General features: G+C 69.8%; 20 protein-coding genes. 11 read left to right on the forward strand and 9 right to left on the reverse strand.

Annotation, left to right across the window (positions count from 1 at the left end; all coding sequences use genetic code 11):
* Positions 1 to 573 carry a class I SAM-dependent methyltransferase gene (locus KEG57_RS27960; protein WP_272458940.1) on the reverse strand — a complete coding sequence of 191 codons (573 nt, stop codon included), beginning with the start codon at positions 571 to 573 and terminating at the stop codon, positions 1 to 3.
* Between the two features lie 77 nt (positions 574 to 650).
* On the opposite strand from KEG57_RS27960, the gene KEG57_RS27965 reads away from it, so the two are divergent.
* The gene (locus KEG57_RS27965) at positions 651 to 2474 is read left to right on the forward strand and encodes a hypothetical protein (protein ID WP_272458941.1); all 1824 of its coding nucleotides are present in this window, start codon (positions 651 to 653) and stop codon (positions 2472 to 2474) included.
* Between the two features lie 6 nt (positions 2475 to 2480).
* Here the strand turns inward: KEG57_RS27965 and KEG57_RS27970 are convergent, their stop codons facing one another.
* The 3 genes from KEG57_RS27970 to KEG57_RS27980 are packed head-to-tail and all read right to left on the reverse strand — an operon-like array spanning position 2481 to position 7088.
* Positions 2481 to 3497 carry a glycosyltransferase family 2 protein gene (locus KEG57_RS27970; RefSeq protein WP_272458942.1) on the reverse strand — a complete coding sequence of 339 codons (1017 nt, stop codon included), beginning with the start codon at positions 3495 to 3497 and terminating at the stop codon, positions 2481 to 2483.
* A gap of 53 nt (positions 3498 to 3550) precedes the next feature.
* A complete protein-coding gene (locus KEG57_RS27975) occupies positions 3551 to 4939 on the reverse strand; it encodes a CCA tRNA nucleotidyltransferase (protein ID WP_272458943.1) in 1389 nt (462 codons plus the stop codon).
* 40 nt (positions 4940 to 4979) lie between these two features.
* Positions 4980 to 7088 carry a serine/threonine-protein kinase gene (locus KEG57_RS27980; protein ID WP_272458944.1) on the reverse strand — a complete coding sequence of 703 codons (2109 nt, stop codon included), beginning with the start codon at positions 7086 to 7088 and terminating at the stop codon, positions 4980 to 4982.
* 225 nt (positions 7089 to 7313) lie between these two features.
* Here KEG57_RS27980 and KEG57_RS27985 point away from each other — a divergent pair, with 225 nt between their 5' ends.
* On the forward strand, positions 7314 to 9020 hold the full coding sequence (locus KEG57_RS27985; RefSeq protein WP_272422939.1) for an ABC transporter permease: 1707 nt from the start codon (positions 7314 to 7316) through the stop codon (positions 9018 to 9020).
* A gap of 3 nt (positions 9021 to 9023) precedes the next feature.
* On the opposite strand, the gene KEG57_RS27990 is transcribed toward KEG57_RS27985, so the two are convergent.
* The 4 genes from KEG57_RS27990 to KEG57_RS28005 all read right to left on the reverse strand — a co-directional run bounded on the left by KEG57_RS27990 (position 9024) and on the right by KEG57_RS28005 (position 16553).
* Positions 9024 to 11759, reverse strand: a complete 2736-nt coding sequence (locus KEG57_RS27990) for a PAS domain-containing sensor histidine kinase (protein ID WP_272458945.1) — start codon at positions 11757 to 11759, stop codon at positions 9024 to 9026.
* Between the two features lie 184 nt (positions 11760 to 11943).
* Positions 11944 to 13719, reverse strand: coding sequence for a 4Fe-4S binding protein (locus KEG57_RS27995; RefSeq protein WP_272422941.1), 1776 nt, complete (start codon positions 13717 to 13719; stop codon positions 11944 to 11946).
* A gap of 2 nt (positions 13720 to 13721) precedes the next feature.
* Positions 13722 to 14693, reverse strand: coding sequence for a DUF362 domain-containing protein (locus tag KEG57_RS28000; protein WP_272422942.1), 972 nt, complete (start codon positions 14691 to 14693; stop codon positions 13722 to 13724).
* Positions 14694 to 14807: 114 nt separating this feature from the next.
* On the reverse strand, positions 14808 to 16553 hold the full coding sequence (locus tag KEG57_RS28005) for a serine/threonine protein kinase (RefSeq protein WP_272422943.1): 1746 nt from the start codon (positions 16551 to 16553) through the stop codon (positions 14808 to 14810).
* A gap of 198 nt (positions 16554 to 16751) precedes the next feature.
* Here KEG57_RS28005 and KEG57_RS28010 point away from each other — a divergent pair, with 198 nt between their 5' ends.
* From KEG57_RS28010 to KEG57_RS28050, 9 genes are all read left to right on the forward strand, one after another.
* On the forward strand, positions 16752 to 17183 hold the full coding sequence (locus KEG57_RS28010; RefSeq protein WP_272422944.1) for a universal stress protein: 432 nt from the start codon (positions 16752 to 16754) through the stop codon (positions 17181 to 17183).
* Positions 17184 to 17202: 19 nt separating this feature from the next.
* On the forward strand, positions 17203 to 17775 hold the full coding sequence (locus KEG57_RS28015) for a CDP-alcohol phosphatidyltransferase family protein (RefSeq protein WP_272422945.1): 573 nt from the start codon (positions 17203 to 17205) through the stop codon (positions 17773 to 17775).
* Positions 17776 to 17861: 86 nt separating this feature from the next.
* Entirely contained in the window at positions 17862 to 18818 is a 957-nt protein-coding gene (locus KEG57_RS28020) for a DUF4349 domain-containing protein (protein ID WP_272422946.1), read from the forward strand.
* Between the two features lie 11 nt (positions 18819 to 18829).
* Positions 18830 to 19294, forward strand: a complete 465-nt coding sequence (locus KEG57_RS28025; RefSeq protein WP_272422947.1) for a serine/threonine protein kinase — start codon at positions 18830 to 18832, stop codon at positions 19292 to 19294.
* Between the two features lie 137 nt (positions 19295 to 19431).
* Positions 19432 to 20031 carry a hypothetical protein gene (locus KEG57_RS28030; RefSeq protein ID WP_272422948.1) on the forward strand — a complete coding sequence of 200 codons (600 nt, stop codon included), beginning with the start codon at positions 19432 to 19434 and terminating at the stop codon, positions 20029 to 20031.
* A complete protein-coding gene (locus tag KEG57_RS28035) occupies positions 20031 to 21191 on the forward strand; it encodes a hypothetical protein (RefSeq protein WP_272422949.1) in 1161 nt (386 codons plus the stop codon). Before KEG57_RS28030 ends, KEG57_RS28035 begins: the two co-directional genes overlap by 1 nt.
* Positions 21192 to 21233: 42 nt before the next feature.
* On the forward strand, positions 21234 to 22094 hold the full coding sequence (locus KEG57_RS28040; RefSeq protein ID WP_272422950.1) for a hypothetical protein: 861 nt from the start codon (positions 21234 to 21236) through the stop codon (positions 22092 to 22094).
* Positions 22095 to 22107: 13 nt separating this feature from the next.
* The gene (locus KEG57_RS28045; RefSeq protein ID WP_272422951.1) at positions 22108 to 23427 is read left to right on the forward strand and encodes a M28 family peptidase; all 1320 of its coding nucleotides are present in this window, start codon (positions 22108 to 22110) and stop codon (positions 23425 to 23427) included.
* 41 nt (positions 23428 to 23468) lie between these two features.
* Entirely contained in the window at positions 23469 to 23735 is a 267-nt protein-coding gene (locus KEG57_RS28050; protein ID WP_271919358.1) for a NifU family protein, read from the forward strand.
* Positions 23736 to 23813: 78 nt separating this feature from the next.
* Here the strand turns inward: KEG57_RS28050 and KEG57_RS28055 are convergent, their stop codons facing one another.
* The gene (locus KEG57_RS28055) at positions 23814 to 24647 is read right to left on the reverse strand and encodes a hypothetical protein (protein ID WP_272422952.1); all 834 of its coding nucleotides are present in this window, start codon (positions 24645 to 24647) and stop codon (positions 23814 to 23816) included.
* Positions 24648 to 24747 lie beyond the last annotated feature (100 nt).

Genomic DNA, 24747 nt, shown 5'->3' on the forward strand with positions numbered 1-24747 from the left:
TCACGCGGGCTTTCGCGCGAGCACACAAGCGATCTGCCACGGCGAGAAGATCCGCCGCAGCGCGCGCTTCCATCCCTGGTAGTGCTCGGGCGCGCGGATCGTGAGGACCTCCTGCCGCAGCACCTCGGGCCAGCCGAGCAGCGCCGCGAGCTCCGCCGCCGTCGGCCGATACCCCGTGTCGATCGGATCCCGGTGAATCGGATACCGCCGCGGCACCGTGAGCACGAGCAGCCCGCCGGGCGCGACGACCCGCGCCACGTGCCGGAGCGTCGCCTCGCGATCGGTCACGTGCTCGAGGAGGTTCGTGCAGAGCACGAGATCGAACGTGCGATCCACGCCCTTCAAGTTCGTCACGTCGGCGACGATGTCGACGCCCGGCTCGGGCCGCGCGTCGAGGTGCAGGACTTGAAGGCCGCGCGCGCGAAGCGGCGCGAACACGTTCCGATCGAGGTGCGGCTGCACGACGGTGCGGAAGTGGAGGGTGGAGGACCCGATGTCGAGCACCGTCGCGCCCTTGGGGAGCTCGGTCCCTGCGAGCACGTCGCGGATCCACTCCGACTCGTCGACGAACACCCGAACCCCTTGTCACACGAGCCCGCCTCCGCGCAAGCGCGAGCCTCGGGATCGGGTATACAGGCCCCGGCGCGTCGATGTCCTCGTGTTACCTCGCCCTCCGCCCGAAGAACCCCCAAAGCCTGCCCGAGGGCCTCGAAGCGCGCCTCGATCGCGCCTTGCCTTTCCTGCCTGACGCGCGCTTCTCCGCGTCGCGCGCCGGCATCAAGCTCTGGGTCTTCCTCCGCGACGAGGGCCTCTGGCCCGAGCCCCGCTGGCACGAGGATCCGAGCGGCGCCGCGGTGATCACGGGCTACGGCGTGGCCGACGATCGCCGCCTCCTCGGCGCCGCGGAGGTGCTGCGCGCGCCGGACGCCCTGGCCCTTCGTCGCCTCTTTCACGGCGAGTGGTCGATGTGCAAGCTCACGGACGAGGGGCTCGTCGCGGCCTCGGATCCCGTCGGCACCGAGCACGTGTACGTGACGGAGCAGCCAGGGTTCACCGCGGTCTCGAACCGCGCGCGCCTGCTCTGGGAGCTCATGAAGGCGCTCGGCCCGCGTCCCGCGCCCGATTTCGAGGCCCTCGGCGGGCTCATCTCACCCGGCTACCTCGTCTGCACCGAAGGCACCGCCGTCCGCGGCGTGCGCCTCGTCGACGGCCACGCGGCCGTCGTCCTGCCCCGCGACGCAGGCCCCGCCGAGATCCGCGCGCTCGGCGGCAGCGAGCCCGCGATCACGGGCGCCTCGCCCGATTGGGACTCGCTCGCCGATCAGTTGCGCTCGAACTTCGCGTGGCTCGCGGGCACGAACAAACCCCTCCTCGCCGCGCTGACCGGAGGCAAAGATAGCCGGCTCGTCCTCTCGGCCTTGAAGAGCGCGGGCCTCGAGAAGCGCGCGAACCTCTACATCAGCGTCCCGCCCGAGCACGCCGATCATCTCGCGGCGCGCCGTATCGCCGATCGGTTCGGACTGAACCTCGAACGCATCAATCCGCCGCCACGCACGCGCATCCTCGAAGACATGCGCCGCCACGTCGCGCTCACCGAGGGCGCGCTCAACGCGTGGGACATGACCGGCGCCGTCACGTATCACTCGCGCCTCGGCCTGCACGGCCTCTTCGGCGAGCTCTACCGCAGCCGCGGCGCGGCGTCGGCCGATCCCGAGGCCGCCGCGCGCTTCTGGTTCACCTCGCCGAACCTCGGCGGCGTCCTCCGCCCCGAGGCGCTCTCGCCGCAGATCACGCGTACGGCCCGCTGGATGAAGGGCGAGCTCGATCGCGGCACGGCGCCCGAGCACCTGCACGAGACCTACTACGCGCGGCAGTACGTCCCGCGCTGGATCGGGCAGGCGCGCCTCGGCGACGGCATCACCGCGCTCGTCCTGAACCTGCTCTACCACCCCGCGATCCAGCGCGCGTTCGGCGGCCTCCCGCTCGCGGATCGCACGAGCGACCGCGTGCACTTCGAGCTCATGTCGCGCCTCTGGCCCGAGCTCGTCGAGTTCCCCTTCGCGAACGCCTCGTGGAAGGCCGACATGGTCGCGCGAAGCACGAACCCGCGCGCGGCGATCACGACCGAGCCCGTGCGGCACGCGCGTCCGATCCTGGGCTCGGGCTGGCAAGAGCCCGCGCTCGTGGGGCAGTGGCGTGTGATCCGCGAGCGCCTCGAAGACGCGACCTCCGTGCTCGAACCTCTCGTCGTGCCGGCGCGCCTCCGCGCCTTCCTCGACGTCGCCGCGGTCGTGCTCGGCGTCCCGCAGCCGGCCTCGTCCCGCGCGCGGACGGCCCTCCGCTCGCCGCTGCTGCTCCTCCACGCGCGCTCGCACAAGGCGCGCATCCTGCGGATCGTGCTCGGCCTGCTCACGGTCGTGGAGCTCGAAGGCGAGCTCCGCGCGGAAGAATCCGCGATCGTCCGCGTGACGTGACCCGCGTCAGCGCCGCTTCACGCGGTCGAAGATCGGCATCCGCGCGATGACGGACTGCGCCGCGCGCATGCCGGCGAGGACGACCTCCTCGGTCGGCGTGCGTTTCTTGACGGGCTTCTTCCGCGCGTCGAAGACCGCCATGTACGCGTCGAACTCAGGCTCGATGCCCGTGATGTTCTTGCGGACGTCCTTGTACCTGCGCGACTTCCAGACGAACTCCCGCGCCGAGCGGCAGTAGTCGTGCCGCATGATCATGCCGGGCGCGTAGACCGAGCGCAGCGCGGGGAACGCGCGCTTCATGCGGTAGGCGAGGTAAAGTCCTTCGCCGCCGTAAAGATCGTCGCGGAAGCCGTCGATCGCGAGGTAGACCGCGCGGCGGATGAGCATGTTGCCCTCGGTCGAGACGTTGTCCTCGTCCCAGAGCTCGTCGCCGCGGTCGTAGTGCCCGGCCCAGACGTTGTACCAGGGGTGCTTGTGCGGGACGATGCGGCCACGCGCCGCGCCGATGGTCTCGTCGCGGAAGAGGTTCACGCCGTACTCGAGCCAGTCGGGCACCACGAGCCCGTCGTCGTCGATGTAGGCCACGAGCTCGCCGCGCGCCCAGCCCATCGCCGCGTTCCGCGCCACGTTGAGCGGCAGCCCGTCGCGCAGCCGGAGCTCGACGTCGACGAGGTTGCCGTACCGGCTCCGCAAAGGTTCGAGCCCGCCGCTGTCCGCGACGAGGATCTCGTACGGCAGATCGAGCGCCACAGTTTGTCCGCGGAGATGGCGCAAGCAATCGAGCAGGTAGTCGCCGGCGCGGTACGAAACCACGACGAGCGTGACCGCGGGGTTTTTCACCTCGCGGCGGACGACGAGCTCGCGGAACTCGGAGGCGTACCGGGTCCGGAACGCCTCGCCGAGGCGCCTTTCCTCGTCACCGATCCCTCCGCGATCCGGCAGCGTCGGGAGGTTTTCCCCGGAGGGCTCGTGGGTCGTCTGCATCGTTCGCGGGCCCGGATCGGGGAGGGAAGTGCGCGTCACGGCTCGGCCGTCTACCCAATCGGGCGCCGCGCGTCGACGCGTTTTCTCGCGCCTCAGGGCTCGCTCTTCCGTCGCTCGTCGTAGAGCCGTAGCGACGCCGCGAGCAGCCGGTCGCGCTCGTTCTCGGCCGGATCGTCGGTCACGAGCTCCACGAGCGCCGCGAGGATCTCCCCCACGACGGGCCCCGGCGGGATGCCGAGCTCCCGCATGAGCTCGTTGCCCCGGATCTTCAGATCCTTGGTCCCGAGCGCCGCGCCCGCCGCGAGCAGGCTCGTCGCGCGCACCCGCAGCCGCTCGATCGCCTGCACCTCGTCCGTCACGTCGCGCCCCTTGCCGCGCACGTCCGAGAGCGCGAGCGCGTACAGATCCGGCGCGAGATCCGGCGTGACGCGCCGGATCCAGCGCCGCACGGCCCCGTCGGTCCAGCCCTCGTCGTAACAGATGAGGTGATGCCGAACGAGCGCGGCGATCCGATCGCGCTCCTCGTTCGAGAAGCGCAGCCGGCCGAGGATCTCGGTCGCCATCTCCGCGCCGATCTTCTCGTGATCGTAGAACGTGTAGTCCTCGGTCTTCTCGGAGAACGCGCGCGTGCGCGGCTTGGCCACGTCGTGCAGGAGCGCCGCCACGCGGAGGAGTGGCATCGGCTCGCTCGCGTCGAGGCAGGCCATCACGTGGCCCCAGACGTCGAACGCGTGCCACTTGTTCTGCACGCACCCGACGCCTTCGAGGAGCTCGGGGCACGTGATCTCGAGGACGCCGGTGCGGCGCATGGCCTCGAACGCCACGCTCGGCTTCCGCGCGCGCATGCTCTTCAGCCACTCGTCGCGCACCCGCTCGGCGCTCACCCGGCGGAAGGTCACGAGCGATCGCGGCTCGCCCATCGCGCGCTCGGTGTCGGGATCGATCGTGAACTCGAGCGTCGCCGAGAAGCGCGCGGCCCGCAGGATCCGGAGCCCGTCCTCGCCGAAGCGTTCGCGCGGCTCGCCCACCGCGCGCACCACGCGGGCGTCGAGATCACGCTTGCCGCCGAACGGATCGATCAGGTGGCCGTCCACGGGATCGAGGGCGATCGCGTTCACCGTGAAGTCGCGCCGCGCGAGATCCGCGCTGATGTCGTCGACGAACTCCACCGAGTCGGGCCTTCGTCCGTCGCTGTACGCGCCTTCTCCACGCAGCGTCGTCACCTCGTAGTGCACGCCGCGCAGGAGCACCGTGACCGTGCCGTGCTGCAGGCCCGTGGGGATGACCTTGCGGAACATCCGCATGACCTCCTCCGGCCGCGCGTCGGTCGCGACGTCCCAGTCCTTCGCGGGCTCGCCGCGCAGGAGATCCCGCACGCAGCCGCCTACGATCCAGCCCCGCTTGCCGTTGTCGCGCAGGCGGCGGCAGATCCCGAGCACGTCTTCGGGGACCTTCTCGATGAGGTGAGCGACGCCTTCCACGGCGCTCGGCTTTACCACGCTTCGGGCGCGGCGATACCCGTCACGGCTTGTTGGTGCCGCCGTGGTAGGGGTCCACGACGTCGCCGCCGCTGTTGCCCCCGGAGCTGCTGCCCTTCTTGCTCGTGGGCAGCGGGCCGCCTACGTGCGCGCCGGCCTTCGTGGTCAGCGGGCGCGCGGTCCCGGCGTCGGTTGTGGCCGGTGTCGTCCCTGCGGTCGCGGCGAGCTTGACGGTCTGCTTGTCCTGCGAGCCGTCGAGCGTGATCGTCTGCGAATCGTAGCCCTTGGCCTTCACCTCGAAGGACACGGGTTTGCCCGGCTCGACCTCGAAGTTCGCGGGGAACGTGAGCAGCTTGCCCCCGTAGGTCGTCGATGCGTTCGCGTCGCGCGGATCCACGTCGACGAGCACGATCTTCTTCGCGGCGCTCGTGGCCGTGGGCGCGGGCGGCGCTGTGGCGGATTGCGCCGTGACCGCGCCGGGATCGGTCTTCTGCGCCGGACCGCTGAGCAGGATGAGCACTGTGCCGAGCGTCGCGCCCATGACCGCCGCGCCGACCGCGACGAACCGGAGCCAGGGCGATTTCTTGGTTTTTTCCGCGACCCCGTCGGGCACGGAGGCCGAGAGCCCATCGGGCCGCGAGGCCATCTCCGCGACGGCCTCGGGCACGTGGCCCTGCTGGAAGCGCTGCAGATCGTGGGCGAGCGCGGCCATGTCGGGGTACCGATCGTCGGGCACCTTCGAGAGGCACTTGAAGATGATCGCCTCGAGATCGGCCGGGCACGGGGGATCGAGGCCGAGCTTCGCCAGCGGCGTGGGCGGCTGGTACATGTGCTGGCTCAGGATGCCCATGAAGTTGTCTGCGACGAACGGGAGCTGACCGCTCACCATCTCGTAGAGCATGATCCCGAGCGAGTAGATGTCGGTGCGGTGATCGAGCGGCGCGCCCGCGGCCTGCTCGGGCGACATGTAGTGCGGCGTGCCGAACACCGCGCCCGCGCGCGTGAGCTTGTTGTCGCCGCTCGTCGCGACCTTCGCGATGCCGAAGTCGAGGATCTTGACGAACTCTTTGTCGATCCCGCGCTGGATGATGAAGATGTTCTCGGGCTTGAGATCGCGGTGGATGATGCCGCGCTCGTGTGCTGCCGCGAGGCCGTTCGCCATCTGGATCGCGATCTTCGCGATGAGATCGGGCTCGAGGCGCTTGGCCTTGTCCTCGTTGAGCTGGATCAGGCTCTTGCCGTCGAGGAACTCCATCACGAAGTACGTCGAGCCGTCCGGCAGATCCCCAAAGTCGGAGATGTCGATGATGTGCGGGTTGCCGATGCTCGACGCGGCGCGCGCCTCCTGCAGGAAGCGCTCGAGGATCTCGCGGTCGCGCGCCATGTCGGAGCGCAGAACCTTCACCGCGACCTTCTTGTCGATGACCTTGTGGCGGGCGAGGTAGACGAATCCCATGCCGCCTTCACCGAGCAATTTTTCGATCTTGTAGCGGTGATCGAAGGTCGTGCCGATGTACGGATCCTTCGAGCCCGGCGGGCGCTCCGCGTCGACGTGCGCGGGCGGCGGGATGTCGGGGTCCTGCTCGCCGCGGCGCGACGCGGGCAAGAGATCCTCGAACGAGCGGCGCGAGTTCGGCTGCGGTTCGTCCGGGTTCGAGCTGAGCCTTTTGCGCGGGGCTTCGCCGTCGGGCACCGAAATGCGGCTCCGACGCGCGCCGGTGTCGATCTCGATCTGCGACCTCGCGAGCATCGCGAGATCCGCATCGAGCGTTTCCTCTTCGATCTGGATCACCGGCGGCGGCGCAGGGATCGAAGGCGACTTCGGCATCGCCGGCGGCGGCACGCTGGCCTTGGCCGGAGGCGGCACATTCGCAGGGTTCGTCGCGGCCGCAGGCGGCGCGGGCGGCGCGGGCGGCGCAGCCGACGGCTTCTTCAACGACGGCAGCGTCGCCGGGCGCGGGATGCCGGGCGCTGCAGGACGCGCCGATCCCGCGGGGATCGGCGGCACCGGAGGCGGCGGCTTCGTCCCAGCGGCGGGCGTGGGCGCAGCAGCGGGCTTCCCGCCCCCAGGTTGGGGCGAGCTCCCCGCTGCGACTTTGGGAACCGCAGGCGGCTTGGGCAAGGCAGGGGGCTCGTTGTCCGGAGGAGACATGCAGGAGATCGCAGATAGATCAGGAAGCTAGGGGCCATCGTAGCAGGACGCGGCGAGCACGAGAAGAGCGTGGAGGACGTCTGTCCGGTCCAGGCTGGATTGGCTTTCAGGGACGATGTTCAGGTGTCCCCCGAAGCGCCCTCACCATCGCCCCGACGCGCTCCCGTGTCCGCCCCGAAGCTCCCACGTGCTGCACCGCGCCCGTTCTGCTAGAGGCTCCGCCAGATGGGCTACCCTCTCGAGGTTGCGCTCCGATACCTGGGGAGCAAGAAGCGCGCGTTCATTTCGGTCGGCACGGCCTTCGCGATCCTGGGCGTCACGCTCGGCGTGGCTGCGCTCGCCACCGTCATGAGCGTGACGGGCGGCTTCCAGGCGCAGTTCCGCGAGAAGGTCCTCGGCGTGAACGCCCACGTGCTCGTGCTGAAGTACTCCACGGATTTCCGGGAGTACCGCTCGATCATGGAGCAGGTTGCCAAGGTCCCCGGCGTGCGCGCGGTGGCGCCGTTCAGCATCAACCCGATGATGCTGACCCACGGCGACGCAACCGCCACGGGCGTACTGCTCAAGGGCGTCGATCCCGCGTCGAGCCTCGGCGTGGGCATGCCGGAGGGATCGCCGTTCGTCCTGGACTTGCCGAAGCAGGTGAAGTTCGGGTCCCTCAACGGCCTGCGCCTGCCCGGCGCGAAGCCGCCCGAGCGTCGGAGCAGCGGGCCCGACCTGCCGCCCGTGCCCATTCTGCCGGACAAACGGCCGCTCGATCAGGACGCGGGCGCGGACGGCGGCTCGGGCACGCAGGGGCTACTCCGCGCGATCGAGGAGGATCTGCGCAAGGCCGAGAAGGCACCCGCGCCCGACAAGGAGAAGCTCGAGCCGAGCGGCGGGGGCATCGAGGAGATCCTCGCGATCGAGGCCGGCAAGCTCGGCGGCGCGGACAAACCCAAGGACGACAAACCCGGCGCGGACAAACCGGCCGACGAGAAGGTCGCGGCCGCGGACGACAAGCTCGCCGCCGACGCGCCCGTGGGCTCGGTCGAGCCCGAGGGCGGCTACGCGAGCAAGCTGCCGGACGATGACGACGTGCCCAAGGAGGTCGATCCCGACCTCTGCGCCGATCCGGTCGAGGTCGCGAAGCTGCCCGGCATCGTCGTCGGCATGTCGCTCTCGAACACCTTGAAGCTCGAGCTCGGCGACTGCGTCACGGTCACCTCGCCGACGATCGGCTACTCGTACTCGGGCGGGTCGCTGAAGCCGCCCGTGGCCAAGCGCTTCCGCGTCATCGCGCAGTTCGAGGCCGGTTTCGATCAGTACGACTCGAAGCTCGTCTACACCGACCTCTACGAGGCGCAGGCCTTCTACGATCAGGGCGACACCGTCACCGGCGTGGAGATGAAGGTCGACGACATCGACCAGGCCAAGCCGATCGCCAAGCAGATCAGCCACAACCTCGCCAGCGGCCTCTACCACACGATGGACTGGGAGGAGCTGAACCACGGCCTGTTCACGGCCCTGCTCATCCAGCAGATCCTCATGAGCGGCGTGCTCGCGCTGATCATCGTCGTCGCCGCGTTCACCGTCGTGGCCACGCTGATCATGGTCGTGCTCGACAAGACGAAGGAGATCTCGGTCCTCAAGGCGATGGGCGCGACGGACGGGGAGATCCTGCGGATCTTCCTCTACCAGGGCGGGATCATCGGCCTGCTCGGTACGACGTTCGGGCTCTTGCTCGGCGTGGCCGTCTGCAAGGGCCTGCTCGTCTACGGCTTCCCGCTGGATCCGAAGGTCTACTTCATCTCGGAGCTCCCCGTTCAAGTGCGGCCGCTCGAGTTCATCATCACGGGCGCCATCGCCATCGTGATCTGCCTCGTCGCCACCATCGTGCCGAGCCTCTACGCCGCCCGCCTCCGCCCCGCCGAGGGCTTCCGCGCCCAGTAACGATCACGCGCCGATCGGCAGCGTGAACGAGAACGTCGTCGTCTGGCCAGGCTCGCTCTCGACCCGCAGGACGCCGCCGTGCGCCTCGACGAGGCCGCGGCAGATGTAGAGGCCGAGCCCGAGCCCCTTGATCCGGGACGTACTCGCCATCCCCCGCTGAAAACGCGAGAAGAGCCGCGGCATGAGCTCGGGATCGATCCCCGGCCCCTCGTTGCACACGCTGAGCACGATCTCTGCCGGCTGCACCCGGACCCGGATCGCGATCGGCGTCCCGGGCTTGCCGTACTTCACCGCGTTCGAGACCAGGTTCTCCACCACCTGCTGGATGCGCCCCGCGTCGACGTGCACGAGCGGCACGTCCCGATCGATCGAGAGCCAGACGCGCGCGCGCGCCTCTTCGTCGGCCATGTCCTCGACGATCTGCCGGAGCAGGGCCGGCAGGTTCGTCGGGGCGCAGACGAGCTCGAGCTTGTGCGTGTCGAGGCGCGACAGGTCCGAGAGATCGTCGGTCATGCGGATGAGCCGCTCGGCGCTCGACCGAATTCGCTCGACCTTGAGCTTCACGGAAGGCTCGGCGACGCAGCGGACGAGGAGCGCCGCGGTCGCGAGGATCGTGGTGATGGGCTGCCGCAGATCGTGCGCGACGATGCTCGTCCACTCCTCGCGCAGGCGCGCGAGCTCCTTCATCGCCGTGATGTCGCTGAAGAGGACCACCGCCCCCTGGATCGCGCCGGTCTCGTCACGCACGGGCGAGGCGTTGACCAGCGAGTGCATGCAGGTTCCGTCGGGCCGCTTCAGGATGAGCTCGCGGCCGATGATCACCTCGCCCTGCATCGCGCGCTCGACGGTCAGATCGCCGGGCTCGATCGGCGTGCCGTCCGGGCGCGTGACGAGCTTCCGCAGGTTGTCGAGGTTCGGCGTGGCGTCGACGAGATCACCGAGGATCTGGTCCGCCATGCGGTTGCGCGTGACCCGCGGCGACGTCACGCCCTCCCAGAGCTGGATGCCGATCGGCGAGCTTTCGATGACGGCCCGGAGCCAGCGGCGCTCGTCCCCGAGGGCCTTGAGCAGCGCCTCGCGCTCGCGCTCTGCCCGGCGCAGCTCCGTGATGTCCTGCACGACGCCGAGCACGCTGTGCGGTTCGCCCGCCTCGTCCCGCGTGAGCTCGGCCTCCACCCGGACGATCCGGAGGTCGCCGTTCGGTCGGATGACCCGGTGCTCGCACGCGAAGCGCTCGCCGTCCTCGATGAGCGAGCGGAAGCCGAGGAGGATCCGCATCCGGTCCTCGGGGAGGAGCACGCTCGCGAGCCTCTGCGGCGGCTCGGGGCCCGCGCGCGGCGGCAGTCCGAAGATGCGGTAGACCTCCTCGGACCAGTACGACACGCCCGCCTCCGCGTCCCACTCCCAGTGGCCGACGTGCGCCATGCGTTGCGCCCGCGCGAGGCTCTCGCGGCTCCTCCGGAGCTCCTGCTCGGCGCGGCGCTGCTCGGTCACGTCCTGGAGCGTGCCGACGACCCGCGCCGTCTTGCCCGCGGCGTCGCGCTCGATGTCGGCCTCCTGATGGAGGAGCCGCTCCTCGCCGTCCGGGCGGCGGATGCGGATGTCGACCGACAAGCTCCCGCCGGTCTCGAGCGCCGCCTCGTAGGCCGCGCGCAGGCGCGCTTGCTCCTCGGGGCTCATTCGCGCCGCGAAGATCGCGTTCGCGTCCGCGAGCGTGCGCGGGGAAGGGGAAGGGGAGGGCTCGAGCCCGAGCAGGCGGTAATACTCGTCCGACCAGACGACCTGGTTCTGCTTGATGTTCCAGTCGAGGCTGCCGACACGCGCGACCCGCTGCGCGCGCGCCAGGCTCTCGTGGTTGCGGCGGAGCTGCTCCACGGCGCGGTTGCGCGCCGTCACGTCGTGAAAGCCTGCGACGTGGCAGCCGGGGACCACGTTCGCCCGCGCGCGGTACTCGACGTCGATCGTGCTGCCGTCGCCCCGGACGAACGTGAACTCGCCGCTCAGGATGCCGTCGACCAAGAACCTGCGCCAGAGCTCCTCGAAACGCGCGGTGCCGTGGGCCGGCGTGAATTCGTGGATCGTGAGGCCCAGGATCTCCTCGCGGCTCCGGCCGAGCAGGCTGCAGGCCGCAGGGTTCGCTTCGACGAACCGGCCGTCGTCGTTCGCCACGAGGATGCTGTCGAACGTGGCGTCGAAGAAGTTCTGAAACGCATTCTGCCAGGCCTCGGCATTCGCTTCGGCCTCGCTTCGCGCGAGCTTTTCTTCGAGGACGCTCGCCGCGAGGATGGCCATGGCTTCGAGCGCGCCGCGGGTCTTCGGGCTGTTCGGTCCTGACAAACCCGCCACGAGTGTGCCGGCGCGTCCGCCGGGGAGGGCGACGGGCGCGGCAATGAAATGACGCGCCCCGCTCGCGGCGTGGGCCATGCGGACGTCCTCGGGAGCCGAGGGGGCCTCGGCGTCGGCGCCCTCGGTCGTACCGCCCTGGGCGACCCGAGCGACGAGGCTCGACGTGCCCAGGGCGATGCGGTGGAGCGGATGGGGCCATTCCGGCGGGCCGCCACGATGGGCGACGAGCTCGAGCACGCGCCTCGCGTTCGGCAGGTAAAGCAAGAGAACGTTGGCATCGAGCGCGCGGAGCGCCGCCGTGTACAGGCGCTCGAAGGGCTCCGCCACGGATTCGCGGGTCCAATCACGAGCGGCAGAGCCATCCATGGCGTGCGGCCCGAAGGCTTTGCCCATCCACGCTGGCCACGTTGTTCCCCTCCACTTGCTCACGTGAGCGCCGCTAGTTTGCTGAACGAACCATGAACCTAACACAAGCAGAATCGTTCGAGAACGACGCGGTCGAACGAGCTTGTCGAAGGTTTGGTCGCTCGCGTCCCCTGCCGGGGACGGCGGCTCGGCGGGCGCGGGGGAACGCGCTTCAGCCGGGTCGGTTGTAGTTCGTGTCTTCGAGCAGGATGACGTTCGTCTTCGAGCGGGTCTCGCCGACGTTCGTCACGTAGACGGCGGGCTTGTCCTGAACGGGGCAGACTTTTTCGCAGGCCCCGCAGCCGATGCAGAGCGAGGGGTCGACGTGCGGGCGCTGCACGTGCACGGTGGTCATCCCGGGCTCCTTGCCGTCCTCGCCCGCCATGGGCAGGCGCTTCGGGATGTCGACCTCCTCGACCCAGATGGCCTTGGGCGAGGTGGGGCAGAACTCTTCACAAACGATGCACGGCGTGGCCATGGCCCAGGGCAGGCAGCGGCCCTGATCATAGAACGCGGTGCCGATCGAGATGGCCTTCTGGCCGATGCCGAGCTTCTGGTCCTCGGTGATCTTCTGGATTGCACCGGTGGGACAAACCTGGCCGCAGAGGACGCAGGAGTGCTCGCAATAGCCGATGCGCGGAATGAGGATCGGGGTCCAGATGCCCTCGACGCCGGCCTCGAAGAACGCGGGGTGCAGGGCGTTGTTCGGGCAGACCTTCATGCATTCGGCGCAACGGATGCAGCGCTCGAGGAACTCGCGCTCCTCGACCGACCCCGGCGGCCGGATGACGCGGTGATCGTAGTTCGCGTCGATGACGTCGGCGATACGCATCGCCGGGATGACCACGGCGCCCGCGGCGGCCGAAGCAATGGCGGTGCGGCGGCCCGTGTCCGGCTTCGAGATCGTGCTCTTGCGGGTCGGGAGGAAGCGGAACTTGATCACGTCCTCCGGGCAGGCATTCTCGCAATTGAGGCACATGTGGCACTCGTCCTGGCGCCACTTCACGCCTCCCTGCGGCGAATCCGCGCCCTGGCAATGCACGAGGCACAGATTGCAATCGGTGCACTTGGCGTGGTCCTTCTCCATGCCGAAGAGCGCGAAGCGGGCGAAAACGCCGAGGAACGCGCCGAGCGGGCAGAGGACGCGGCACCAGAACCGCGGGATCACGCGGTTCATGAACAGGATCGCGACGAGCAGGATCCCGATGAACCAGGTCTGGTGGAAATAGAACTGCTTCGATTGCCAGACGGTCTGCGCCAGGAAATCCTGGGCGCTGTCGGCGGCGGCCTGCACGGGGCGCACGCCGGTCTGGCCCGTGGCCATGCTGGCGACGCCCGTGATGTATTGGAGGGCCGGGACGACGCCGAGGCCAATCGCGCGGACCGCGACGCAGATCGGATCGAAAAGGCCGCCGATCGCGCTGCCCGCGACGCTCGCCGCGAGGAAGGCGTAGAGCAGGTAATACTTCACCTGCTGGCGCGGCGCGGTCTTGTTCGATTCGACGCGCTTGTTGCCGCGCAAATAACGGGAGGGGAAGATCCAGCCGAAGAAATGGTGGAGCGTGCCGAACGGGCAGATCCATCCGCAAAAGACGCGGCCGAAGACGAGCGTCACGCCGAGGAGCCCCACGGACCAGGCGAGCCCGCGGTAGACCGTGTGCGTCGAGAGCAGCGTCATCGCCGCGACGAACGGGTCGGCGAGGAGAAACGCCTCGACGGGCAGGGGCAGGCGGACCGCGGTTTCGGCGGACGCAAACGAGCCGCGGAACGCGGTCTGGAAGAGGAAATAAAGAAACAGCGCGAGGAAGCCGGCCTGCGAGACGCGACGCACCCAGACGAGGATGCGGATCGACAAACGCGCCTCGATGCCCGAGCCGGCGCGCCCTTTCACCTTGGCGGGCTTCGCGGGCGGAGCCTTGGCCGTTCCGACGACAGCGGGAGCGGCCATCGTCAGACCTCCACCCAGCGCAGGTCTTTCCAGTGCATCGTGCCGAGCCCGCGTTCGTGGCCCATGCGCAGGTACGGGATCTCCTCGGGCGAACGGCCGATGAGCTGGCAGCCGTACGCGTCGGCGGCGACCTGATCCGTCGAGGCGAGCAGCGTGCGCATCTCCTTGGCGTCGGCGATGTTGCCGCCCTGCGGGCCGTTGCGCACGAGCACGCGCCAGGCGTCGACGATGGTGAGCGTTGGCTGCATGAACGTCGCGAGATCCGCGATGGAGACGTCGATGTTCTGGTGCAGTCGGTTTCTGCGTCCGCCGAGCGAGCCGTACCAGTTCTTCATCGCCGCGGTGTACTTCGAGAGGTTGTGGTGCTTGGCGATGGGGATGTTGATGACCTTGTCCGCGTTGATGAGCGGCGTGTAGACGGGCCACTCGTCGAGGACCTCGCCCTTGAGCCGCATGCCGCGGAAGCGGTGCGCCGCGGGGAGCACGACCTCGGCGCCGACGTCGTACGCCGCTTTCCAGATGCCCGAGCGCTGAAAACAGCGGTTCGGCTCGTTGCACGAGGCGTCCGTGACCACGACGCGCTTGGCGCCCGCGTCGTAGGCGAGCTTGACCACCTCGGCGACGACACGCGGGTTCGTGTTCGCCGCGTGGATCGGGGTGCGATCCCAGCCGATGTTCGGCTTCACGACGACGATGTCGCCACGCGAGATGAAGCGGTTCATGCCGCCGAGCGCGGCGATCGCCTTGCGCACGAGCGCCTCGGGCTCGGCCTCGTTCTTCGCGATGACGAGCTTGGGCAGCTCCGCCGGCGCGTCCTTGAGCCGATAATCCCGCGTCTGCGGCCGATCCTTCGAGGGGCCCTCGGTGATCGAGCCACGATCGAAGCGCGTCTTCGCGAGAGCCGCGGCCCCGCCGAGCACGAGCCCCGCGGCGGCGAGACGCTCGATCATCTCACGGCGCGAAATGTTACGCATCGGAAGATTTCCTACGGATAGCAAGGCCGCGCCGGAGGAACAAGCGGGCCGCGCTGTGGAGAAGCTAGTGGGAGGAGCAAGGGTCGTCGACGAGGATCGACCGCAGGGAAGCAGCTACGGGGCCGGCGGCGCGGGCGGCGCAGGCGGCGGCGGTGGAGGCGGCGGAGGCGCTGGAGGCGGCGGAGGGGGAGGGGGCGGGCCCACCGAGGCGATCGACGTGAGGGACGGCGAAGGCGAGACGGAGGCGGAGCTCGCGGGGCTCGTCGCGCCGGCCCCGGAAGACTTCACCTCGGCGCGGAGTTTCTCCCGTTCGTCGCTACACGCCTTCTGATCGGCGACGCATCGATCGCGCTCCTCGCCGAGCTTCTTCAGCTCCTCAGCCTTCTTCTCGGCGAGGGTGCGCTGCTCGTCGCGTTCGTTTCCGAGGGCGACGCGCTGTTTGTCCCACTCGGCCTCGCGGCGCTTCCACTCGGCCTCGGCCTTCTCGGCGGTCTCCTCGCACGTCTGCAGACGCGCGGCGCTCTGATCGCGGACCTTCTTGATCTCGATGGCGCAGTCGAGCTCGCTGCCCGACTCGCAGAGCTTCATCTGCGCATCGAGCTGCTCCTCGAAGAGTTTTTTGTCCTTGCTCGCGGACGCCTTGCACTTGTCGACGTCCGTCATCGCCGTCTTGTAGGAGGCGTTGCAGATCTCGACCTGATCGAACTGCCGCGCGCCCTCGGCCCGCGCGCGTTCGAGCTCCGTCGCGAGCTTCAAGGTTTCGCGCTTGGAGAAGGCGACGACCGCGCCCGCGGCGGCGAGGAGCAAAAGCGCGCCCGCCGAGACGCGGAAGGCCTGGAGCGAGGCGCGTTGCTTCTGGCGCTGTCGTTCCTCGGCGCGGGCGATCTCGCGCTCCGGTTCGAGCAGGACGTCGAGCTCCTCGGCGAGCTCGCTCATGGCCGGACGTTCCCGTGGATCGTGGGCGAGCCACCGCGCGAGCGCCCGATCGATGAGCTCGCGCGCCTCGCCCCGCACCTCGGCGAGCGTGCCGTCGGGCAGCGGATGCGTCGCACGGACCTCGAGCGCCCGTTCGAGATCGTCCATCGTGTTCGCCGTGGAGCCCGGGTAGCGATCCTCGCCGACGAGCGAGACGAGCAGCGTCGCGGCGAGGCAGTACGTGTCCATCTTCTCGCTGATGGGCAGAGCCGCGAGGTTGCCCCTCATCGCGGCGAGCTGCTCGGGCGAGGCGTAGAGCGCCGTGCCCGCGACGAACGTGCCCTCGCACTCCGCCGCGACGCCGAGGTCGAGCAGGATCGGGTGCACGCGCCCGCCGAACGTGGCCAGGAAGATGTTGTCCGGCTTGATGTCCTGATGCCGAAGGCCGGCCCCGTGCAGCGCTTCGAGGCCGCGGGCGATCGCCAGAAAAACGTCGTGCGCCTCGCGCAGCCCGAGCGGTCCGCGTTCGAGCCGCTCGGCGAGGGTCTCGCCGCGGTAGACGGGCATCGTGAGCCACACGTACTCGGGCGTCGTGCCGTGGTCCTTCATCTGGACGACGTTCGGGTGGCCGACCGTCGCCAGCATGACGAGCTCACGCTCGACGTTGCGCCCGGCGAAGTGCGAGCGCGGCAGGATCTTCAGCGCGACCTGGTGCTCGGGGACGTCCTCGCGCTGGGCGACGTAGACCTTGCCGAACATGCCGGCGCCGAGCAGGCGCTTCAGCCGGTAGACGCCGCCCACGACGTCGTCGATGGTCGGCATGACGACCACCGAGGGAGGGCTTTGGCTCTCGTGCGGGGGGGCTCCGGCCCGCTGGGAGTCGTCCACGACGGTCACGGCGTAGGCGTGCACGGTGACGGTGGCGCGGAGGTTCGAGCTCTTCACGGCGAGAACGAGCGTACCGCGAGGGCTCCCCGCGCCGCGAGAAAGCAGCAGCGCGCCCGCCCTGGCTCGGCGCGTGCAAGCCCCTCGGGCAGGCCCCGGCGACCGAGCAAGGAGGTGCCGCTCGGGGGCGAGATCTCCCTGGTTGCGCGGCTCGGGGTGAGCTTGCAACCTGCGCTCCCCAGGAGAAAAGGAGCATTCATGACGACGGGAGCGAACCAAAAACTGCTGGTCCCCATCGACTTCGAAGTCGCCTCGGCCAAGGCGCTCGCGCTGGCGAAGGATCTCGCCGCGCGCCTCGGTGGCCAGGTCGTGCTGGTGCACGCCTACCAGCTCCCGGTCTACACGTACCCGGGCCTCGAACCGACGCTCTTGCCCGGCTTCCACACCGAGGTGGCTGCGGCGGCGCAACGCGCGGTGGAGCAGCTCGCGAAGCAGGAAGGCGTGGTCGCGGTGCTGCGCGAAGGCGATCCCGCGACGGAGGTGCTCGCGGCGGCGGAAGAGCTCGGCGCCACGATGATCGTCATGGGCACGCACGGGCGCACCGGCGTCGCACACCTGATCCTCGGCAGCGTGGCGGAGAAGGTCGTGCGGAAGAGCCCGGTCCCCGTGGTGACCGTGCGGGCGGACTGAACGACCCGGGGGGGCCTTCATGCCGCAGTACCGTGTCGCGGATCTCGGTCTCTTGCCGAACGTCCTCAGCGCGTTGCGCCTTCCGCTCGCGGCGATCTTCCCGTTCGTCGTCGACGACGCCCGGGCCGCGCTCGCCGTGCTGTTCGCGGCCGCGCTGACGGACGTGCTCGACGGCTGGCTCGCGCGGCGCCGGGGTCAGCTCACGGCGGTCGGCGCGGTCGTGGATCCGATCGCGGACAAGGTCTTTGCGGTGACCGTCGTGATCACCTTGCTCTACACGCGGCGTATGCCCCCGTGGGCGCCTCTGGCCTTGCTTTCGCGGGAGATCCTGGAGGCGCCGCTGCTCGCGTGGGTGCTCGTAAGTCCGAGGTTCCGCGGCGCGCGGCGGGCGGGAGCGCGCTCGAACGTGCCTGGCAAGCTCGCGACCTGCGTGCAGTTCGTCGCGGTGGTCACGGCGATCGCGGCGCCCGATCTCGTGGAAGGCGCGCTCGTCGCGTCGGCGTGCGCAGGGACCTTGGCGGGCGTGTCGTACTGGACGCGCGAGATCGATCGGGCACGGAGGCTCGCGGGCGGGGCGCGGCGCGGCCCCTGAGGCGCACGAGCCCCTTCGCTCGCGACGCGGGCGCATGTAACGTGCTTGATCGCCATTCCAAGGCGCTTCCGCGACCAGGACGAACGATGCGACCGAACGTGCTCCTCGCGCTCTCCAGCGTGATCCTCGGGCTCCTCCCGGCTTGTTACGCGGGCGCGCAAGCGCGGTCGTACGAGCCTTCGCGATCCATGGCCGACGCGAGTGTGGCCGAGGAGATCACGGTCGCCGGCGCCGTCGAGGGAGCGGGGGACGCGCTCACGGCGAGCGGCGGCGATGAGGATGGCATCTCGTACGCGAGCACGACGCCGGGCAGCCTCGCGCTGGGCCTGCGCAAAGAAGAAGCGAATGCGGCCCCCGCGGCGCCGCCCCCGCCCCCGCCGGCGCCGCCGTCGGGCAGCAAGAAGGACGAGGCGCCCGCGAAAGAGTCGCCCGTAGGAGGCGAAGCGAAGCCACGCGCGGAGCCCACCGGCAAGCAGCTCGAAGGCGACGGCACCGTGGCCGTCATGCGCGCGCCGATGCTCGTCTACACGGCTCGCGTGACCATGGCCGTCTACGAGGTGAAGAGCTCGCTCGGCGAGGTCGAGTCGCTCGCGCGGAGCCTCGGCGGCTTCCTCGCGCGGAGGAACGATCAGTCGATCACGATCCGCGTGCCGGTCGCTCGCTTCGACGAGGCGATCCGGCGCATCGAGAAGCTCGGCGACATGCTCTCGCGCGACGTGCAGGTCGAGGACGTGACCGAGGAGTACCACGACACCGAGATCCGCCTGAAGAACGCGCGCGCCGTGCGCGAGCGGCTCGAGCAGCTCCTCGCGAAGGCGACGAAGGTCGAGGAGTCGATCCAGATCGAGAAGGAGCTCGAGCGCGTGGCCGAGACCATCGACCGGCTCGAAGGGCGCATGAAGTTCCTCCGCGATCGCGCGGCGTTCTCGACCATCACCGTGACGTTCCAGCCGCGGAGCTCGGCCGAGCTCGGCAAGCGTCGCTTCAACCTGCCCGTGCCCTGGATCCACGAGCTCGGCCTCGGCCGGCTGCTCAACCTGTAACGGAGCTTTTCGTGCGATTCCGACTCGAGTCCATCGCTCTGTTCGCCCTGCTCGTCGTCTCGGCCTGCCGTCCCTTCGAGCCGGCCACGCCGCCCGGGTTCGTCGAGCTCGAAGATCGGTACGGCCGCGCGGAGTACCGCGCCACGACGGCCGACGGTGTGGTGCTCGGCGCCCGCGCGTTCGACAACGATCCCAAGGGCGAGCGCGCCTTCTGGGTGCGCGCCCTGGAGAACCGCATGCGCGACATGGGCGGCTACGCGCTGCTCGAAAAGCGCGAGGTCAAGGATCGCGCCGGCCTCACGGGGACGCAGCTCCGCTTCGGCCACGACGAAGGGGACGAGCCGTACCTCTACTACCTCACGATCTTCGTGACCGACGATCGCGTCTTCGTCCTCGAAGCGGGCGGTGCGCGGCCGCAGATGCAAAGGCTCGCCGAGCAGATCGATTGGTCGGTGAAGAATTTCCTCCATCACTGACGGGCCCCCGAGCGCGGACAGCCGCCTTGCTTGCGCTCGGCCCCTTTGCTACCCCGCGTCTGGTGCGTCACCTCCTCTCGTCCGGCCACAGGCTCCATCGCCCACGGCCAAGGTCGCTCGCCAGCGTAGCGTTCCTCTTGCCCGCGCTTCTCGCTGCGCCCGCCTTCGCGCACGGCGGAGGCGTGGCGAGCCCGCCGATCGAGGTCCCGCCGCCGCCGCCGGGCGACGGAGCGACGGCGCTCCAGATCCTGCGCGACGTCGAAGCCAAGGCCCAGGCTCCGCGCTCGAAGAAGGCGGTCGCAGACGCGGTCACGCGTTCGAAGAAGGCGCTCGAACGGGCGCACGGCGCGCGCGCTTCGGGGGACGCCCCGCACGCGCGGCTCCTCGACGGGCTCGCGCTCGAATGGGCGGAGACGGCGAGGGATTTGCTCCGCGCGGCGGAGGCCGAGCAGTCGGCCGCGGCCATTGCCGACAAGGCGAAGGAGGCCTCGACGCAGGCCGAGCGCGCGCGCGCTCTCCTCGAAGAGACGCAGGCCCGACGAGGCCGCGCCGACGCCGAGCTCGAGCGCGCGACGGCCGAGGAGAAAGAGGCCCGCGAGGCCGCCGCGAAGGCCGAGGACGCGCGCATCGCCGCGGGCAAGGGCAAGGACAAACCGGCCAAGAAGGACGACGCCAAGGCCCCGAAGAAGGCCGGCGGCGGCGCGGCCGCGGTCCCCAACAAGGGGAAGGGGAAGTGATGAAGCGAATGCTCCTCGTGGCGCTCGTCGCGCTCGCCTCGGCGTGCGCTCCGGTGCCGCGCCCGCCGATCCTCTCGGAGGTCGATGCCGTGCAGCAGGGCGCGGCGGCGAAGGAGGCGCGTGACCTCGCGCCGCTCGCGTATGCACGCGCCGAAAAACACCGGAAAGAAGCGCACGCTGCGTATGAGGCCGGCGACGTCGCGGGCGCGCAACTCCACGCCGAGTGGGCGCTCGCCGCGTATGCACACGCCCACACGCTCGCTCGCGTCGCGCGCGCGGAGACCGACGCGAAGAGTGCCGAGGCCGAGCTTGCCTCGCGTCAAGCCGAGCTCTCGTCGCTCGATGGTGAACAGACCCGCGCGTCCGCCGAGGTCGCGGCGCTCGAAGCCCGCATCAAGGTCGCCCGCGACGCGCAGCCCGTCGCGCCGTCCGGCCCCGCGGATGCGGCGCGCGAGAAGGCCCGCGTCGCCGCGGCGCGATCGCTCGCCCTCGAAGCCCGCATGCTCTGCACGGCGGCGCGCCTGCTCTTGCCCGAGGTGCCGGCACCGAAGGCGGACGTGCCCGCGCCCGTCGGCGCGCCGACCCGCGAGGCGCTCGTCGCCGAGCTCGACGAAGCCCAGCTCATCGCGAAGAAGCTCGATGAGTCGCTCGCACAGGCGGGCCCTGCGCCGATCGATCTCGCCACGCGCGCCCGCTCGACTTGCCTCTCCGCGCTCACAGACATGCGCCGCGCCATGACCCCGGTCACGCGCGCGCCCGGCGCGGGGGACGCGCTCCTCGGCGAGATCTCCTCCACGCGGGCGTTTTCGCCTTCACGCGATGATCGCGGCATCGTGATCACGCTGCGCAACCTCTTCGCCGGCGACAAGCTCACGCCCGCCGCGACCGAGCAGATCACGCGGCTCGGCAAGCTCGCCGCGCAAAACCCGCGCTTCCCGCTCGCGGTCGTCGTGCATCAGGACAAGGAGCCCTCGGGGAAGGAGCAGGCGGCCGTGAAGGCGCGCGCCGATGCCGTCGCGGCGGCGCTCAAAGGGGCGAACGCGCCGCGCGTCGACGTCGTCCTCGCGGGCGCGGCCTCGCCCGTCGTTGATCCTGCCGGCAGCGATCGGGCGCGCAATGCACGCGTCGAGATCGTCTTCGTCACTCCCGAGACATTCTAGTAGCATGCACCCGCGCGCGTCGTTTTCGCGCATGAGGTCCCGATGCGTTCGAGCTGGCTCGCTTCTCTGATCGTCCCTGCCGCCCTCGTGGCGACGCTCCCTGGGTGTGAGGACAACAGCAAGGAGCAGGAGCAGGCCGCGGGCTACGTGCTCGACAAGCTCGTGCCCGTCGCGAACGAGGACGCCGCGCAGGTGCGCCGCGGCTTGCCCGAGGGCGCGAAGAAGCTCGGCGAGGTCGTCGACAGTGATCCCGGGGCAAACCTCGTCGCCCTGCAGAAGGCCGTCCGCGGGGCGCGTGCGTCGGTGAAGGACCTCGACATCGCGAAGAGCACGTTCTTCACCTTCGTCGACACCACGGGCATCGCGCTGCGCAGCGAAGCCGATCCCGATCTGCTCGCGCAGAAGTCGGTCCTCTCCTCGTTCCCTTCGCTGAAGAAGGCGCTCGAGCCGAGCGCGGGCGTCGTCGAGGCGTGGGGCGAGATGCAGGAGATGCGCGGCGTGCGCACGGGGCCCGACACGCAGTGGGTCGTGGCGCATCCCGTGAAGGACAAGGAAGGCCAGGTGAAGGGCATGTTCGTCACCGGCTGGTCCTTCCGGCGCTTCGCGCTCCACCTCGAAGAGATGGCGAAGCGCGAGCTCCTCGATCGCGCCGCGCGCGAGAAGCAGAAGAAGGTCCCCATCGTTTACGTCTTCCTCGTCCGCGACGGGAAGGCCTACGGCGCGCCCGTCACGCCCGACGTCAACGCGCAGGCTATCGAGGGCCTGGATCTCGCGAACAAGACGCAGAGCGGACCCTTCCGAGGCGCCCTCGAGATCACGAACCGCTCCTACGGCATCGCGGCCCAGCGCATGCCCGATCTCGGCGAGGGCACGATCCTCTCCGTGATGGCCTCCGCCATCTGAAGCGTGGTTCGTCGTGGCGAACGAGCCCCCGCCCGCGCTTCCGGCCCGTGAGCCCGCGGCGAAAGCGCCACGCAAGCCTCGCTCGCGTCGCCGCCGCATCGCCGCGCTCGTCGTCCTCGCCGTCGCGCTCCTCCTCGCCCTCGATCAAGTCGGCGTGCGTGAGCTCTCGGGCCGCGACTTCCCACAGACCGATCCGCTCTCACCCACGTTGCGCGCGCATGTCGAGACGCTCGCCGCGCCCGCATGGGCCGGCCGCGTCCCCGGCAGCGAGGGCAACGCCGCGGCGGCTCGTTACCTCGCCGATGCGCTCGCCGCGGCCGGCGTAAAACCTTTCCCATCGCTCGGCGGCTACCTCGCGCCGCTCGCCGAGCCGAGCTCGCCGCTCGGGCACAACGTGCTCGGATGGATCCCGCCCGAAGGCCCCGGCGAGCCGCGCGGCACCATCGTCCTCGGCGCGCACTTCGATCACCTCGGCCAGACCGACGAAGGCCTCCTCCTCGGCGCCGACGACAACGCCGCCGCCGTCGCCGTTCTCCTCGGCGCGATCCCCTCGCTCCTCGCGCAGCACCCGCGCCCGTACGGCATCGCCGTCGTCTTCTTCAACACCGAAGAGTCGCCTTACTTCAACACCCCGCGCCAGGGCTCACAGCGCTTCGTCGCCACGCTCCCCAAGGAGATCGGCGACCTCGACTCGATTCGCCTCGCCGTCGTCCTCGACCTCATCGGCGGCGTCGTCTGGCGACGCACGGCGGACATGATCTTCGCGTCTGGCGCCGAAAAGACCCGTGGCCTCCCGGCGATCGTCGACGCTGTCCGCGAGCCTCGGCTCGACGTTCGCCGCCTCGGCATCCACGCGGTCGAGAACATCCCCGGCTACGCGCCGCAGCCCTTCTCCGACTACGACGTCTTCCGCGACCACGGTGTCCCGTTCCTCTTCCTCTCGAGCGGCCGCACGCCTCGTTACCACCGCGCCTCGGACCTACCGGACACGCTCTACTACGACCGCATGGCGCGCACCTCGCGCTGGATCGCCTCCCTCGTCGCCGCGCTCGCCGCGTCGCCCCCCGCGTTTTCCTTCGATCCGCGTGGCGAGGACTTCGCGGCCGATCGCGACACGCTCCGGTTCGCCTTCGACGCGGCCGTCAAGCCGTGGAGCTCGATCCCTGGCACGAGCCCGATCACCGCGGTGCGCATCCTCGGTGATCGTGGTCGCCTCGAGGCCATGGCCGAGCCGGGCCACGTCTGGACCCCCGAGGACGCCCGGGCGATCGAGCGCGCGAGCTTCCGCCTGCAGTGCTTGCTCTATCGTTTTCCGGTGTGCTTCACGCTCTGATCGCTTCGTGGTACGTTCGGCCCCGGAGATAACTCGAGACGATGCCCGCGAACATCGACCAGATGCTCAAGGTTTGCCGTGAGGTGATCGCCCCGCTCGTGCGTGCGGATCAAGGCGAGCTTTACCTCGTGGCGGTGGAGCCCGACCAGATCACGCTCCACCTCGCGGGGATGTGCGCGGGTTGCCCTGGCGCAAATCTCACCACGAAGGGCGTCATCGAGCCGGCCGTGCATGCGGTCGCGCCCTCGGCGCGTGTCGTCGTGACGAGCGGCATCCGCATCCCCGAAGGCGCGTCGCTCGTCACCTGAGCCCACGCGCCCGCGAAGGCGACGCTTCCATCCCCCTGAAAAGCGAAGGGCCCCGCGTTTGGCGGGGCCCTCGTCGGCTCACTTCTTCTTCTTGTTGTCGGCGGGCGGCGGAGGCGCGGGCTCGGGGTCGGGCCCGCGGATCGCGGCGGCCACGGCAGGATCGATGGCGTCCTCCTGCTTCGGCTTGTTCGGACGCAGCGACTCGATGTTCTGCATGGTCGCGTTGTCCTCGTACGCGATCGCGATCGCCGTCTCACCGCGCTCGATCAGACGCACGTGCGTCGTTGCGTCCTTCCAGTCGACGACGGTGGCGAACATCCCGAGGTCCGGGTTCGGCGGGATGATCCGGCCCGGCGTGCCGTACGTCGTGGAGAGCTTGACTGCGGACTCCTGGAAGTTCGCGCCGAGCGGCCCGCCCTTGGCGAGCTTGATCTCGTCGATGATCTTCCAGAGCTTGTCCTGGATGAAGAAGAAGTACCGGGTCTTGCCGTCCCGGGTCATCGACAGCATCCACTCTTTGTTGAGGTAGCTGTACTCGCCGCGGAGCGGCGAGTTGTCGACGGCCGTGGGGAGCTTGCCGAACTCGATCTTGCTGCGGCGGAAGGTGTTTTTCTCTTCCAGGAGCTGCGCGTCGAGCGCCCGCTGATTCACGCCGGGCGAGACCTTCTGGTAGAGCGGCTTGTAAGCCTCGTCGAGTTGCTTGTCGATCGCCTCGCCGACCTGCTTCGTCGTCATGCCCCACTTGAGCGAAGCGGGCTCGAGCGCGATGGGCTTCTTGGTGACGGCCGGGCCCGTCATGGCGGGCGCCGCCGCTTTCTTCTTCGCCTGCGCCTCGACCACCACCGGGGTGGCCGTTGCCGCGAGGCCGAACGTGGTCGCCAGGAGCGCTGCCCAAAGCTTGTTCACCTTCATCTCCAATCCTCCGCCCCGCCGGCCCGCGGCCGGCAACCGGGATCTACCAGATTTCTGCGGGAAAAGGGGCCCGCCGAGGTCTTCGGGGGGTTGGACGAAG

It is taken from the genome of Polyangium jinanense (assembly GCF_028435365.1).